The 14,935-nt window shown below is 65.8% G+C and carries 9 protein-coding genes and 1 other RNA gene; 5 read left to right on the top strand and 5 right to left on the bottom strand.

Annotated elements, in window-relative coordinates; translation table 11 throughout:
* Positions 1-59: 59 nt before the first annotated feature.
* A non-coding RNA gene (locus ACZ2IA_RS07295) (sX9 sRNA) lies at positions 60-134 on the top strand.
* 84 nt (positions 135-218) lie between these two features.
* On the opposite strand, the gene ACZ2IA_RS07290 is transcribed toward ACZ2IA_RS07295, so the two are convergent.
* Together ACZ2IA_RS07290 and ACZ2IA_RS07285 are read right to left on the bottom strand one after the other, a co-directional pair.
* Positions 219-998, bottom strand: a complete 780-nt coding sequence (locus ACZ2IA_RS07290; protein WP_470291911.1) for an AMP-dependent synthetase/ligase — start codon at positions 996-998, stop codon at positions 219-221.
* Positions 914-1,972, bottom strand: a complete 1,059-nt coding sequence (locus ACZ2IA_RS07285; RefSeq protein ID WP_470291910.1) for an AMP-binding protein — start codon at positions 1,970-1,972, stop codon at positions 914-916. Before ACZ2IA_RS07285 ends, ACZ2IA_RS07290 begins: the two co-directional genes overlap by 85 nt.
* Positions 1,973-2,207: 235 nt before the next feature.
* On the opposite strand from ACZ2IA_RS07285, the gene ACZ2IA_RS07280 reads away from it, so the two are divergent.
* The 3 genes from ACZ2IA_RS07280 (at position 2,208) to ACZ2IA_RS07270 (ending at position 5,188) form a co-directional block, all read left to right on the top strand.
* A complete protein-coding gene (locus ACZ2IA_RS07280; RefSeq protein ID WP_470291909.1) occupies positions 2,208-3,350 on the top strand; it encodes a trans-sulfuration enzyme family protein in 1,143 nt (380 codons plus the stop codon).
* 213 nt (positions 3,351-3,563) lie between these two features.
* On the top strand, positions 3,564-4,301 hold the full coding sequence (locus ACZ2IA_RS07275) for a peptidoglycan DD-metalloendopeptidase family protein (RefSeq protein WP_470291908.1): 738 nt from the start codon (positions 3,564-3,566) through the stop codon (positions 4,299-4,301).
* Between the two features lie 80 nt (positions 4,302-4,381).
* The gene (locus ACZ2IA_RS07270; RefSeq protein ID WP_470291907.1) at positions 4,382-5,188 is read left to right on the top strand and encodes a glycosyltransferase family 2 protein; all 807 of its coding nucleotides are present in this window, start codon (positions 4,382-4,384) and stop codon (positions 5,186-5,188) included.
* A gap of 56 nt (positions 5,189-5,244) precedes the next feature.
* Here ACZ2IA_RS07270 and ACZ2IA_RS07265 read toward each other — a convergent pair whose 3' ends face one another.
* From ACZ2IA_RS07265 to ACZ2IA_RS07255, 3 genes are all read right to left on the bottom strand, one after another.
* Positions 5,245-5,871: a VC0807 family protein gene (locus ACZ2IA_RS07265; protein WP_470291906.1), complete on the bottom strand. Its 627-nt coding sequence runs from the start codon at positions 5,869-5,871 to the stop codon at positions 5,245-5,247.
* Between the two features lie 103 nt (positions 5,872-5,974).
* Complete coding sequence (locus ACZ2IA_RS07260; protein ID WP_470291905.1) at positions 5,975-8,239, bottom strand: Orn/Lys/Arg family decarboxylase; 2,265 nt, start codon at positions 8,237-8,239, stop codon at positions 5,975-5,977.
* Positions 8,240-8,593: 354 nt separating this feature from the next.
* Complete coding sequence (locus ACZ2IA_RS07255) at positions 8,594-10,108, bottom strand: phospholipase D-like domain-containing protein (protein WP_470291904.1); 1,515 nt, start codon at positions 10,106-10,108, stop codon at positions 8,594-8,596.
* Between the two features lie 277 nt (positions 10,109-10,385).
* On the opposite strand from ACZ2IA_RS07255, the gene gltB reads away from it, so the two are divergent.
* The gene (gene gltB / locus ACZ2IA_RS07250) at positions 10,386-14,831 is read left to right on the top strand and encodes a glutamate synthase large subunit (protein WP_470291903.1); all 4,446 of its coding nucleotides are present in this window, start codon (positions 10,386-10,388) and stop codon (positions 14,829-14,831) included.
* The last annotated feature ends 104 nt before the right edge of the window (positions 14,832-14,935 follow it).

The raw sequence follows: 14,935 nt of genomic DNA, 5'->3' as shown, positions 1-14,935 counted from the left end.
CCAGTCCTCAAAGTTACTGCGCGGGCGTGATCTCGGGTTGGGCGGTGCTCGGAATCCTCATGTACTTCAGTACATTCCGGTTCCTGTGCTCCGTCCGCCCCTCGCTGACACCCGCTCGCTACACTTTGAGAACCGGTTTGAAGGTTGGCCGAATCCCGTAATACTGAACGCAAAACGCCCCGTAGCAACGGGGCGTTGTCGTGTCCGGGACGTGCGGCTCAGAGCGGCGCGTACAGCCCGGCGATCTCATCGCGGCAGCGCTCGGTGATCACCTTGCGGCGCAGCTTCAGCGTCGGCGCGAGCTCGCCCGAATCGACGCTCCACGGCTTGTCGAGCAGCGCGAACTTCTTGATGTGTTCCCAGTTGCTGAAGTAGCGATTGAAGCGCTTCACCTCGCGGTCGATCAGCGCCATCACCTTCGGGTTGTGCGCCATCTCGCGGTCGCTGGTGTAGGCGATGCCTTGTTCGGCGTACCATTCCTTCAGCTTGTCGAACAGTGGCACGATCAGCGCGGCGGCGAACTTCTGGCCGTCGCCGACCACCATGATCTGGTCGATAAACGCCGATTCCTTCAGCTTGTTCTCGATCACCTGCGGCGCGATATACTTGCCGTTGCTGGTCTTGAACATTTCCTTCTTGCGGTCGGTGATGCGCAGGTAGCCGCCTTCGAGCACGCCGATGTCGCCGGTGTGCAGCCAGCCGTCACGCAAGGCCTCGGCGGTCAGCTCCGGCTCCTTGTAATAGCCCTGCATCACCACCGGGCCGCGCGCCAGGATTTCGCCGTCGTCGGCGAGGCGGATCTCGACGTTGTCGAGCGGGGTGCCGACGGTGCCGATCCGCACGCCGCGGGCGTTGAACGGGTTGGCGGTCAGTGCCGGCGAGGTCTCGGTCATGCGGTAGCCTTCGCTGACGATCACGCCGCAGGCCCAGAACAGCCGGGCGAGGCGCGGCTGCAGCGCGGCCGAGCCGACGTTGATCGCCTGCAATTCGCCGCCCATCGCGGCGCGCCACTGGCTGAACAGCAGCTTCTTGCGAGCATCAGCTGTTGCGCGGCGAGCGGGCCCGGCGTGGCGTTCGGCTCGTAGCGTTCGGCCAGGGTCAGCGCGCGGCGGTAGATCAGCCGCTGCAGGCCGGACAGTTCCTTCTCCTTGGCGTACAGCTTGTCGTAGACCTTCTCCAGTACGCGTGGCACCGCGCTGAAGGTGTGCGGGTGCACCTCCTGCATCGCCACCGACAGCCCGCCCACCGATGAGAAGTACACGCCGGTGCTGGTGTACAGGTAATAGAGCACGCCGGCGCGCTCGAAGATGTGCGACTGTGGCAGGAACGACAGCGCGCGCTGCGAGCCGTCTAGGGTCTTACAGTGCCGCTCCACCGCCATCACGTCGCTGACCACGTTGCCGTGAGACAGCAGCACGCCCTTGGCGCGGCCGGTGGTGCCGGAGGTGTAGATGATGGTGAAGATGTCGTCGCTCTGGATGCTGTCGCGCCGTTCGGCCAACGTCGCCGGGCCGGCGTCGGCGCCGAGCGCCTCGATCTCGCGCCAGCTTGGCGCGTCGGCGAACTCGGCGAGGCCGTAGATCGGGCAGCTGAACTTGCCGAGCGCCCCTGTCACCTTGCGGGCCAGCGCCGGGCTGCCGGCGAACGCCAGCTTGACCTCGGCATGGGTCAGAATATAGCGTGCATCGTCGAGGGTGACGGTGGGGTAGATCGGCACGCTGATCGCGCCGATCTGCTGCAGCGCCAGGTCGACCACCGTCCAGCCGATCGAGCTGTCGGCGGCGATCGCTACCTTGTCGCCGCGTTCCACCACGAGTTTGATCAGGCCGAGGCTGACCCTGTCGACGCTCTCTGCCATCTCGGCGGTCGACAGCGTCTGCCAGCGGCTGCCGTCGCGGGCGGCGAGGCAGTCGGGGCGCGGTCGGGTGGCCAGCTGGTTGTGCAAGAAATCGAAGGCGCGGTCAAGCTGCATGCGTCGGGGTCCGTTGGGCGAAACCGCCGAACATAGCGACCGGGGCAGGGGCTGTAAAGCCAGTGCGGCGTTTAATGGCGAAAAATCAAGTACATTGGCAGCGTGTTCGCGGCAGATGATGGCCTGTTCGTCGCAATGGAAATGATCATGGAATTTGAATGGGCAGCTTTTGGTCAACTTCCGGTCGGTTTGTTTGACATTAGCCGCCCGCTAGCGAACCAGCGGGAGAAATCGAATGAAATTTGCGACAAGAGCGATCCATGCCGGGCATGACGCCGATCAACACAACCGCGCCGTCATGCCGCCGCTCTACCAGACCTCGGTGTTCGCGCTGCACCATGTCGGCGAAGAGCTGCCGTATTCGTACGCGCGCAGCGGCACGCCGACCCGCGCGGCGCTGGAGGACTGCCTGGCCAGCCTGGAAAACGCCAGCCATGGCCTGGCGTTCGCCAGCGGCATGGCGGCGATCGACGCGGTGCTGCGCGCCAGCCTGAAGCCCGGCGACGCGGTGCTGGCGGTCGCCGACCTGTACGGCGGCGCCTACCGGCTGCTGACCCGGGTGCTGGCCGAGCAGGGCATCGAGGTGCGTTTCGCCGACCTGTCCGATGCCTCGACGTTGGCCGGCCAGCTGTCGGCCAACGTCAAACTGCTGTGGCTGGAGTCGCCGACCAACCCGCTGCTCGGCATCGTCGACATCGCCGCGCTCTCGGCCGAGGCGCACCGCCACGGCGTGGCGGTGGCGGTCGACAACACCTTCGCGACGCCGTACCTGCAGAACCCGCTCGATCTGGGCGCCGACATCGTGGTGCACTCGGCGACCAAGTACCTAGGCGGCCACTCCGACGTGCTGCTGGGCCTGGTGGCGCTCAACGACGAGGCGCGCTATAAGGCGATCCGCTTCATCCAGAACTCCACCGGTGCGGTGCCGGGGCCGCAGGACTGCTTCCTGACCTTGCGCGGCATCAAGACACTGCCGCTCAGGATGGACCGCCACTGCGACAACGCGGAAAAAGTCGCCGCCTTCCTCGAGGCGCACCCGGCTGTCGAGCGGGTGTTCTACCCGGGCCTGCCGGAGTTTCCGGGTCACGCGCTGGCGGCGCGGCAGATGCGGCGCTTCGGCGGCATCGTGTCGATCTACCTCGCGGACGACAGCCGCGAGGCGGCGAGCCGGGTCGCCGAGCGGCTCAAGCTGTTCGCGCTGGCCGAGTCGCTCGGCGGGGTCGAGTCGCTGGTCAACCACTCGGCGACGATGTCGCACGGCTCGGTGCCGGCCGAGCACAAGGCCGCGCTTGGCATCCGCGAAGGGCTGCTGCGCTTGTCGATCGGCATCGAGGACATCGACGACATCCTCGCCGACCTCGCGCAGGCGCTCGGCTGACACCGGCGTCCTGCCTGACGTGACATGTTGGCCGAAGCGCCAGGACGCTTCGGCCTGTTTCATTGATCCGGGACGTCTGGGCGGACCTGCATCTCTTCGAAGACAGCGCGTCTATCGGTCGCGGCCTGGCGGACTTGATGCCGGCCGGGTAGCAAAACACGCTGCCGCGTGCATCCGGCACGGCGGCGGTGCGCCGATGCTAGAATGGCCGCCATGCGATTTTTCCCGACTCATTTCTCCCGCCTGCGCGCCGGCCTGAGCGCCGCGCTCTTCGCCGGCCTCGTCGCCGCCTGCGCCAGTCCCAACTACAACGCGCCGGTGCCGCCCGGTTACTATCGGGTGCAACCGGGCGACACGCTGTTTCGCATCGCCAAGAACAACGGTCGCAGCGTAGCCGAGCTGAGCCGCTGGAACAACCTGGCCAACGCCGCGCAGATCGATGCCGGCAAGGTGCTGCGCGTGGTGCCGCCGGGTGGGGCTTCGACCGCCAAGCCGACTGCGTCGAACGGTTCGGCCAACAAGCCGGCTCCGGCCCCCGTCCCGTCCAAGCCGACCCCGACCCCGACCCCGACTCCGTCCAGGCCGGCGCAGACGCTCTCGCTACAGTGGCCGGTGAAGGGGCCGCTGCTCAAGCACTTCGACGGCGGCACCAGCAAGGGTATCGACATCGGCGGTAGCGCCGGCACGCCGATCCTGGCCGCCGCCGCCGGCAAGGTGGCGTTCGCCGGCACCAATATCCGCGGTTACGGCAATCTGGTGATCGTCCAGCACGATCAGAATTACCTGACCGCCTACGCCAACAACCAGGCCTTGCTGGTGAAGGAAGGCCAACGGGTCAGCCAGGGCCAGAAGATCGCGCTGATGGGCAGCACCGCCGCCGACCGCACCCAGTTGCACTTCGAGCTGCGCTACCAGGGCAAGGCGGTCGATCCGCAGCAGTACCTGCCGTGATTTTTACTTAGAAAACAATAGGCTAGCGGTAAGAATGTCGCTATTCTAGCGACATATCTTAAATTCGACCGAATTCAATTATGGCGAGGCAGCCGTCCACCGCCCTGATCCTGACCACCTATAACTGGCCCGAGGCCTTGCGGCTGTGCCTGCAAAGCATCCAGGCGCAATCCGTGCTGCCCGACGAGGTGATCGTCGCCGACGACGGTTCCGGTCCGGCCACCGCCGAGCTGGTACAGCGCTTCCAGCGTCAGTTCCCGGTGCCGCTGCGCCATGTCTGGCAACCGGACGAGGGCTTCCAGCTGGCCAAGATCCGCAACCGCGCGATCGCCGCCGCCGCCAGTGACTACATCATCCAGATCGACGGCGACCTGCTGCTGCACCCGCGCTTCGTCGAGGACCACCTGTGGGTGCGCCGGCCGGGCGGCTACGTCTGCGGCTCGCGGGTGTCGATGAGTGCAGCGCTGTCGCAGCAGCTGTTGGCGCAGCCACAGCCGCACTGCCCGAGGGCGTGGCACAAGGGGCTGCGCAGTCGGGAGAACGGCCTGCGCCTGCCGCTGCTGCGCGATGCGCTGGCCGGCCGCTACAAGGCGGACCAGCCGGTGCACTTGCGCGGCTGCAATATGGCGTACTGGCGCGACGACATCGTCCGCGTCAACGGCTACAACGAGGGTTGCGTCGGCTGGGGCAAGGAGGATTCGGAGATCTCGGTGCGGCTGAGCAACGCCGGGGTGAAGAAACGCGCGCTGAAGTTCGGCGGGCTGGTGTTCCACATCCATCATCGCGAGGCGTGCAAGCACGCCGAGGCCGAGCAGATAGCGCTGCTGCACGAGGCGATCAAGAGCAGGCAGGTTGAGTGCGCCAAGGGCATCCGGCAGTATCTATAAGCTCACTCCTCCCGATGAAAACGGCCGCCGAATGGCGGCCGTTTGTCGTTATCCGGTCAGGCCGGCAGCGGGGCCGTGCGATGACGGGTCAGCCGGCGGCGGTACCAGAACGTCCCCAGCATCAGTGCGCCGTAGATGCCGTAGCCGGTCAGCGGCGACACCGCGAGGAAGCGTTCGCTGCTCCAGTTCCACGCCATCCAGCTGCGTAGCGCGGTCTCGCCGGTCAGCCCCACTCCCCACATCAGCGTCATCGTCCGTAGCGCCTGCCGCAAGCCCGAGCTCTCCTGCCAGCGGCGATGGAATTCGTCGGCGCGGTCGTCGCCCTCGCGCCGCAGCGTGGCGTGCGCCAGATGGTAGATCAGCGGTCGCTTCGACAGCAGCGAGCCGAGGAACACCAGGCCGATCACGCCGGACAGCAGCGACTCGCGCAATAGCAGCAGCCGCGGGCTGCCGCCGAGCGCGAGTCCCAACAGCGACAGCACGATGCCGCCGAGCGCCAGCGCGCTGATCGGGTCGAGACGGCGGAACCGTGCCAGCTCGACCAGGCTCCACAGTAAGGGCGGGATCGCCGACGCGAGCAGGCCGCCGAACTCGCCCCAGTGGCCGACGGTCAGCCGGTAGGCGAGCCAGGGCAGCGCCAGGTTGACGATCAGGTCGAGCACGAACACGACGCGTTTGGACATGGCGATGGGTTTTCATGAATAGGGTTAAGGTTGGCCGAAACGGCACTTCGGCCAAGCTTGTCCGGATAGCAAAACGGCGCGGACCTAGCCGCGCCGTTGTCGTTTACTGCTTCACGCAGTCGACACCGTACACCCGGCGTCCGTCGCGCTCCTCGGCGATCAGGCCGTGCACGTCGGTCTCGAAGCCCGGCAGTTCGCGGTTGAAGTCCTCGGCGAAGCGCAGGTAGTCGACGATGGTCTTGTTGAACTGCTCGCCTGGCACCAACAGCGGAATGCCCGGCGGGTACGGGGTCAGCATCACCGCGGTGATGCGGCCCTCCAGCCGGTCGATCGCCACCCGCTCGATCTCGCGGTGCGCCATCTTGGCGAACGCGTCGGACGGCTTCATCGCCGGCACCATGTCCGACAGGTAGACTTCGGTGGTCAGGCGGGCGATGTCGTGGCGACGGTAGACGTCGTGGATCTTCTGGCACAGGTCGCGCAGGCCGACCTGCTCGTACTGCGGCTGCTTGGCGACGAATTCCGGCATGATCCGCCACATCGGCTGGTTCTTGTCGTAGTCGTCCTTGAACTGCTGCAAGAGCGAGATCAGCGTGTTCCAGCGGCCCTTGGTGATGCCGATGGTGAACATGATGAAGAAGCTGTAGAGGCCGGTCTTCTCCACCACCACGCCGTGCTCGGACAGGTACTTGGTGACGATCGCCGCCGGGATGCCGTTGTCGGCGAACTGGCCGTCGACGTCCAGGCCCGGGGTGATCAGCGTCGCCTTGATCGGGTCGAGCAGGTTGAAGCCCTCGGCCACCGGGCCGAAGCCGTGCCAGCGCTCGTTGGCGGCCAGCGTCCAGTCGGCCGGGTCGCAGATGCCGTCGTCGGACAGCTTGTCCGGGCCCCACACCTTGAACCACCAGTCCTCGCCGTATTCCTCGTCGACCTTGCGCATCGCGCGGCGGAACTCGAGCGCCTCGACCAGCGATTCCTCGACCAGCGCCTGGCCGCCCGGCTGTTCCATCATCGCCGCGGCGACGTCGCAGCTGGCGATGATCGCGTACTGCGGGCTGGTCGAGGTGTGCATCAGGTACGCCTCGTTGAAACTGTCGGTGTCGAGCTTGCGGCTGACCGGGTCCTGCACCAGGATCTGCGACGCCTGGCTCAAACCGGCCAGCAGCTTGTGCGTCGACTGGGTCGAGAAGATCATCGAGTCCTGGCAGCGCGGCCGGCCCTCGCCGATCGCGTGGAAGTCGCCGTAGAAGTCGTGGAAGGTGGCGTGCGGCAGCCAGGCTTCGTCGAAGTGCAAGGTGTCGACCTCGCCGTCGAGCAGGCCCTTGATCTCCTCGACGTTGTACAGGATGCCGTCGTAGGTCGACTGGGTCAGCGTCAGGATGCGCGGCTTGGCGTTCGGGTTCTTCTCGAGGATCTCGCGTGCGAACGGATTGGCGAGGATCTTCTTCTTGATCGTTTCCGGCTCGAATTCCGACTTCGGGATCGGACCGATGATGCCGTAGTGGTTGCGGGTCGGCATCAGGAACACCGGCACCGCGCCGGTCATCATGATCGCGTGCAGGTTCGACTTGTGGCAGTTGCGGTCGACCAGCACGATGTCGCCGGCGGCGACGGTGCTGTGCCAGACGATCTTGTTGCTGGTCGAGGTGCCGTTGGTGACGAAGAACAAGTGGTCGGCGTTGAAGATGCGCGCGGCGTTGCGCTCGCTTGCGGCCACCGGGCCGGTATGGTCGAGCAGCTGGCCGAGCTCGTCGACCGCGTTGCAGACGTCGGCGCGCAGCATGTTCTCGCCGAAGAACTGGTGAAACATCTGGCCGACCGGGCTCTTCAGGAACGCCACGCCGCCGGAGTGGCCCGGGCAGTGCCAGGAGTAGGAGCCGTCGTACGCGTAGTCGACCAGCGCGCGGAAGAACGGCGGCGCCAGCGTGTCCAGGTACGATTTCGCTTCGCGGATGATGTGGCGGGCGACGAACTCCGGGGTGTCCTCGTGCATGTGGATGAAGCCGTGCAGCTCGCGCAGCACATCGTTCGGGATGTGGCGCGAGGTGCGGGTCTCACCGTACAGATAGAGCGGAATGTCCGGGTTGCGGCGGCGGATCTCGGCGACGAAGGCGCGCAGGTTGGCGAGCGCCTGTTGCGTCTCCTCGGGGGAGCCCGAACCGAATTCTTCGTCGTCGATCGACAGGATGAAGCCGGCGGCGCGGCTCTGCTGCTGGGCGAACGAGGTGATGTCGCCGTAGCTGGTATAGCCGATCACGTCCATACCCTGCGTCTCGATGGCGGCCGCGAGTTCGCGGATGCCGGAGCCGCTGGTGTTTTCGGAACGGAAGTCTTCGTCGATGATGACGAGCGGAAAGTGAAAACGCATACCTGAGTCCTTACTGTCTCGGTGCGCGAGGGGCTAGGTCAACTTACCTGCCTTGGGGCGCTGGGGAGGGGGCGCTTTGCGCCGCGGTGCGTACTGGATGCGTGGTACCCGCGAGAGCGTGGCAATGATGCCCGCTCTCCCTGGCCCGATTCGGCAACCGTCCGCCAGCCGGCCTGGAACTACCCGGAAAAAACGGCGCGTAGTGTAGCCCGTTTGCCGGCCGCGATGTAGTCGGATTGCGTTACAGCGTGTGTCGCGGCGCCGGACGGTGTTATATGGGGGCCGACGCTTCGGCCAGACTCGCGCCGCGCAGTGACGGCAAGCCTGGCCGGAGGCGGCGCTAAGGCGTTGATTTTACGGCGCGGCGGGCGGCTCGTCGACCGACGCGGCCGGCTTGGCGGCCAGCTGTGCCGCCTGTTGCTTTTTGCGTCGCCTTGCCCGGTACAGACCGAGCGCCTTCACCGTCACCGCACCGCCGGTGAGTGCCAACAGCAGCGTCAGCGGCGCGGCGACCAGATACGGGAAGAAACCGATCGCCAGCGCCAGGCCCAGCAGCGACAGGCCGATGGTCAGGAACGACGACGCCTCGCTGGCGTCGACGGTGCGGCTGCCGCGCACCACTGCCCCGACCGCGTCGCCGATCCGCGCCGCCTGGCGTGCCGCCGCCGACGCGCCGGCCACCGCCGAACCGCGCGGCGACTGCGGCAGCAGCACGTCGCGCGGCCGGCGTCGGGTCAGCGTCGGCCGCTGGCGCGGCCCGGCCAGCACCACCTCGGTGGCGTTCTCCAGGTCTTGCAAGAATTTGTCGGCCAGTTGGCCGGCCAGGTCCTCGTCCTCGATCGCCACGTCGATCTCGCGGTTGGCGAGCCAGCTCGACACGTTCAGGTTGGTCGAGCCTATCCGCGCCCAGCGCCCGTCCGCCACTGCGGTCTTGGCGTGGATCATCGAGCCGTTCCATTCGAACACCCGAACCCCGGCCTCCAGCAGTGGCCGGTACAGCGTACGCGACACCGTGGCGATCCAGCCGATGTCGCTGGAGCGCGGCACCAGCAGCCGTACGTCGACGCCGTCGCGCGCGGCGTTCTTCAGCGCGGTCAGATAGGTGCCGGTACCGATGAAGTAGGCGTCGGTCAGCCACAAGGTGCGGCGCGCGAAGCTGGCGATCATCAGGTCGAGCCGCATCACGTTGGCGGTGGCCGGCGTGGTGGCGATCAGGCGCGCCGCCACCGGGCCCGCCTCGGCCGGCGCCTGGCGCGGCCAGTCGTCCGGCAGCGGCGCGCCATCGCTCTCCCAGCTGTCGGCGAACGCCGCGACCGCGTCGGCGACCAGCGGGCCGGCAAAGCGTACCCCGGTGTCGCGCCACGGCGGCAGCTGCCGCGCCGCGTTGCCTTCCCAGGCGCTCGACGCGCACAGCCCGGCGACGAACGCCTCGCGGCCGTCGACCACGATCAGCTTGCGGTGATCGCGGCCGAGCAGGCTTAAGCCGCCGGCCAGCGACGGCGGGTTGAACGCACGCACCTCGCCGCCGGCGGCGACGATCGGCTTGAAGAAGCCGAAGAGGTGTTCCTTCCACGAGCCCAGCCAGTCGTACAGCAGCCGTACCTTCACCCCGGCGGCCGCCCGTTCGGCCAACAGGTCGCGCAGCCGCCGGCCGAAGGCGTTGTTGGCGAAGATATACATCTCGATCAGCACCGATTCTTGTGCCCCGGCGACCGCCGCTTCCCAGGCCGGAAAGTTCTCGGTGCTGTCGAACAACAGCTCGATCCGGTTGCCGTTGATCAGGGGTGCGCCGGCCGACCGTGAGAACGCCTGGTCGGCCAGTTGGCGGATCAGTTCGAGCCTGCTCGAGGCGAGTTCAGTCTTCTGCATGTATATTGTCTGGCAATAATCGCATTGCCCCTGATTTGCCGCGGATTGGATAGTTTGGAAAGCTTTTCCAAGGGGTCGTGTTTTCGAATCTCAATGTCCGAAATTTGGAAATAAAACCGTCAAAAAAGTCTAAGAAATTCTCATAAATTCGGCAAAAAATGCGCGCAAATGCTTGTTTTTAATAGGGTAATGCGCCGCACAAAAAGCGGTTGCGGCTGTACTTGCCTTACCTTTAGAATCGAATCATTCGTTTCACAATTATCAGCAGGTAGAAGGTATGGACAGACAGCGCTGGCTGCAGGGAACCCTGTACAGCCCGGATTTCGAACAGGATAGCTGTGGTTTTGGCTTGATCGCCCAGCTCGACGACAAACCTAGCCATTGGCTGGTGGAGACCGCGATCTCCTCGCTCGCCAAGCTGACCCACCGCGGCGCGGTCGCCGCCGACGGCAAGTCGGGCGACGGCTGTGGCCTGTTGTTCCGCAAGCCGGACGGCTTCCTGCGCGCGGTCGCGCTCGAGGCCGGCATCGGCCTGAAGGCATCGTACGCCGCCGGCCTGGTATTCCACCATCCTGAAGAGGAAGCCGGCAAGCGCAGTCTGCGCCGCCTGAAGGAGTACCTCGAGGCGCAGGAGCTGGAAGTGGCCGGTTTCCGTACCGTGCCGACCGACGTCTCCGCCTGTGGCGACGCGGCGCTGCGCACGCTGCCGGCGATCGCCCAGGTGTTCGTCAACTGTCCGTTCGGCATGGACGAACTGACCTTCCAGCGCCGCCTGTACATGGGCCGCCGTCTGGCCGAGAAGGCCAACAAGGCCGACGACGCCTACTTCTACCTGCCGACGCTGTCGCCGCATACGCTGTCGTATAAGGGCCTGGTCACGCCGGACAACCTGGCGCACTTCTTCCTCGATCTGAAGGACGAACGCTTCGAGTCCAGCCTGGCGGTGTTCCACCAGCGCTTCTCGACCAATACCTGGCCGCAGTGGAAGCTGGCGCAGCCGTTCCGCTTCCTGGCGCACAACGGTGAAATCAACACCGTGCAGGGCAACCGCAGCTGGTCGAAGGCGCGCGAGCAGATCATGCATTCGGCCCACATCGATATGGACGCGGTGCGCCCGATCGTGCAGACCGACGGCTCGGACTCGATGTCGCTCGACAATATGCTCGAAGGCCTGTTGATGGGCGGCATTCCGCTGTTCCGTGCGCTGCGCCTGTTGGTGCCACCGGCCTGGCAGAACGTCGACTCGACCGACAAGGACCTGCGCGCCTTCTATGAATTCAACTCGATGCACATGGAGCCGTGGGACGGTCCGGCCGGCATCGTGCTGACCGACGGCCGCTACGCCGCCTGTCTGCTGGACCGCAACGGCCTGCGTCCGGCGCGCTGGGTGCTGACCCGCGACAATGTGCTGACCATCGCCTCGGAAGTGGGCGTGTGGGACTACAAGCCGGAAGACGTGGTGAAGAAGGGCCGCGTCAAGCCGGGCCAGCTGTTCGCCGCCGACCTCGCCACCGGCGACCTGTTGATGCCGGAAGACATAGACGCGCAGCTGAAGAGTGCCAAGCCATACCGCCAGTGGATCAAGGACAGCGCCCAGTACCTGGAGCTGTCGATCGAGGACGATGCTGGCATCGAGGCTCTTAGCGCCGACGAGCTGCTGCAGCGCCAGAAGCTGTTCAACCTGACCTTCGAAGAGCGCGACCAGATCCTGCGCGTGCTGGCCGAAGATGGCCAGGAAGCGATCGGCTCGATGGGCGACGACACGCCGATGGCGGTGTTGAGCCAGAAAATCCGCTCGCCGTTCGACTACCTGCGCCAGCAGTTCGCGCAGGTGACCAACCCGCCGATCGACCCGATCCGCGAAGCGGTGGTGATGTCGCTGAACACCGTGTTCGGCCCGGAACGCAATATGTTCGAGGAGTCGGCCGAACACGCCAAGCGCCTCGAAGTGCGCAGCCCGGTGCTGTCGCACGAGAAGTTCGTGCGCATTTCCACCCGCCCGGAAGCCCACCTGAAGGCGACCACCTTCGACCTGTGCTACGACCCGCTGGAAACCGATCTCAAGAACGCGATCGAGAAACTGACCCAGCATGTCGCCGACGCGGTGCGCGAAGGCACCGTGGTGGTGCTGCTGTCCGACCGCACCGTCTGCCAGAACCGCCTGCCGATCCACGCGCTGTTCGCCACTGGTGCGGTGCACCATGCGCTGATCGACAGCGGTTTGCGCTGTAAGACCAATATCGTGGTGGAAACCGGTTCCGCGCGCGACCCGCACCAGATCGCCGCGCTGATCGGTTACGGCGCGACCGCGGTCTACCCGTACCTCGCCTACCAGACCATCGTCGACCTGGTGAGCCGCGGCGAAGTGCAGCTGAAGGTCAACGAAGCGCTGCAGCACTACCGCAAGGGCATCAACAAGGGCCTGTTGAAGGTGCTGTCGAAGATGGGCATCTCGACCATCGCCTCGTACCGCGGCTCGCAGCTGTTCGAAGCGGTCGGCGTGCACCCGGAGGTGGTCGAGCTGTGCCTGAAGGGCACGGTGACCCGCATCGCCGGCGCCCACTTCGATGATTTCGAGACCGACCAGAAACAGCTGGCGCGCTTCGCCTTCAACCCGATGCGTCCGCTGTCGCAGGGCGGTCTGCTCAAGTACGTGCACGGCGAGGAATACCACGCCTACAACCCGGACGTGGTGACCGTGCTGCAGAAGGCGGTACAGAACGGCGACTACGACGCGTACAAGACCTACGCGCATCTGGTCAACGAGCGTCCGGTGGCGATGTTCCGCGACCTGATGAAGCTGAAGGACGTCACGCCGATCGCGATCGAGCAGGTCGAGCCGGTCGAGAGCATCCTGAAGCGTTTCGACTCGGCCGGCATGTCGCTCGGTGCGCTGTCGCCGGAGGCGCACGAGGCGCTCGCGACCGCGATGAACCGTCTGGGCGGCCGCTCCAACTCCGGTGAAGGCGGCGAGGACCAGTCGCGCTATGGCACCGAGCGCATGTCCAAGATCAAGCAGGTGGCCTCCGGCCGCTTCGGCGTCACCCCGCATTACCTGGTGAACGCCGAAGTGCTGCAGATCAAGGTGGCACAGGGCGCCAAGCCGGGCGAGGGCGGCCAGCTGCCGGGCGACAAGGTGTCGCCGCTGATCGCCGAGCTGCGCCACTCGAAGCCGGGCATCAGCCTGATTTCGCCGCCGCCGCACCATGACATCTACTCGATCGAAGACCTGGCGCAGCTGATCTTCGACCTGAAACAGGTCAACCCGGAAGCGCTGGTATCGGTGAAGCTGGTGGCCGAGCCGGGTGTCGGCACCATCGCCGCCGGCGTGGCGAAGGCCTACGCCGACCTGATCACCATCTCCGGCTACGACGGTGGTACCGGCGCCTCGCCGCTGACCTCGGTGAAGTACGCCGGCACGCCGTGGGAACTGGGCCTGACCGAGGCGCAGCAGGTGCTGCGCGCCAACGGCCTGCGCGGCCGGGTACGGGTGCAGACCGACGGTGGCCTGAAGACCGGTCTGGACGTGATCAAGGCGGCCATTCTCGGCGCCGAGAGCTTCGGCTTCGGCACCGCACCGATGATCGCGCTCGGTTGCAAATACCTGCGTATCTGCCACCTGAACAACTGTGCGACCGGTGTGGCCACCCAGGAAGTGAAGCTGCGCTCGAAGTACTTCATCGGCCTGCCGGAAATGGTGATGAACTACTTCAAGTTCGTCGCCGAAGAGACGCGCGAGCTGATGGCGCAGCTGGGCGTGCGTACCATGGAAGAGCTGATCGGTCGCCTCGACCTGATCGAGCTGGTCGGCGGCGATACGCCACGCCAGCAGAAACTCGACCTGACCCCGCTGATCTCGCAGGGCCACATCCCGGCGTCCGAGCCGCATTTCTGCGTGTCCGAGCGCAACCCCTCGTTCGACAAGGGTGAGTTGGCCGAACAGATTCTGGTCGACGCGCTGCCGGCGATCGAGAACAAGCAGATGCTGACGCTCGAATACGACATCGAGAACATCCACCGCTCGATCGGCGCGCGCCTGTCCGGCGAGATCGCCAAGCGCCACGGCGCCGCTGGTCTGCCGGACGGCTGCCTGACGGTGAAGTTCAAGGGCTCGGCCGGTCAGAGCTTCGGCGTCTGGAACGCGCAGGGCCTGCAGCTGGAGCTGGAAGGCGACGCTAACGACTACGTCGGCAAGGGCATGGCCGGTGGCCGGGTGGTGATTTATCCACCGAAGGGCGCGAGCTACAAGTCAAACGAGGCGATCATCATCGGTAACACCTGCTTATACGGGGCGACCGGCGGTCAGCTGTACGCGGCCGGCGTGGCCGGCGAACGCTTCGGCGTGCGCAACTCGGGGGCGCTCGCGGTGATCGAGGGCGCCGGTGACCACTGCTGCGAATACATGACCGGCGGCTGCGTGATCTCGCTCGGCGAGACCGGCTACAACTTCGGCGCGGGGATGACCGGCGGTTTCGCTTTCGTCTACGATCCGAGCGAGAAGTTCGCCTACCGCGTCAACAACGAGCTGATCGACATCCAGCTGATCAACGGCGAGGCGATGGGTATGTACCGCGCCTTCCTGCTCGACAAGATCGCCAAGCACGTGGAGCTGACCGGTTCGGAAGCGGCGCGCGCCATGCTGGAGAACTTCGACGACTACGTCGACTACTTCTGGCTGGTGAAACCGAAGGCCGCCAAGCTCGATAGCCTGCTCAAAGACTAAGCCGCGTGATCGCAGGTCGGCCGAGCCCTTGGGGTTCGGCCGACTCGGAGTACAGGCAAGGATAGGAATGACCTCGGCGCGGGCTGGAAGTCCGCGCCGATCAC

It is taken from the genome of Crenobacter sp. CS_VA4 (genome assembly GCF_055597485.1).
The sequence above is the reverse complement of the archived record's forward strand: the minus strand, read 5'-3'. Positions and strand labels throughout refer to the sequence as shown.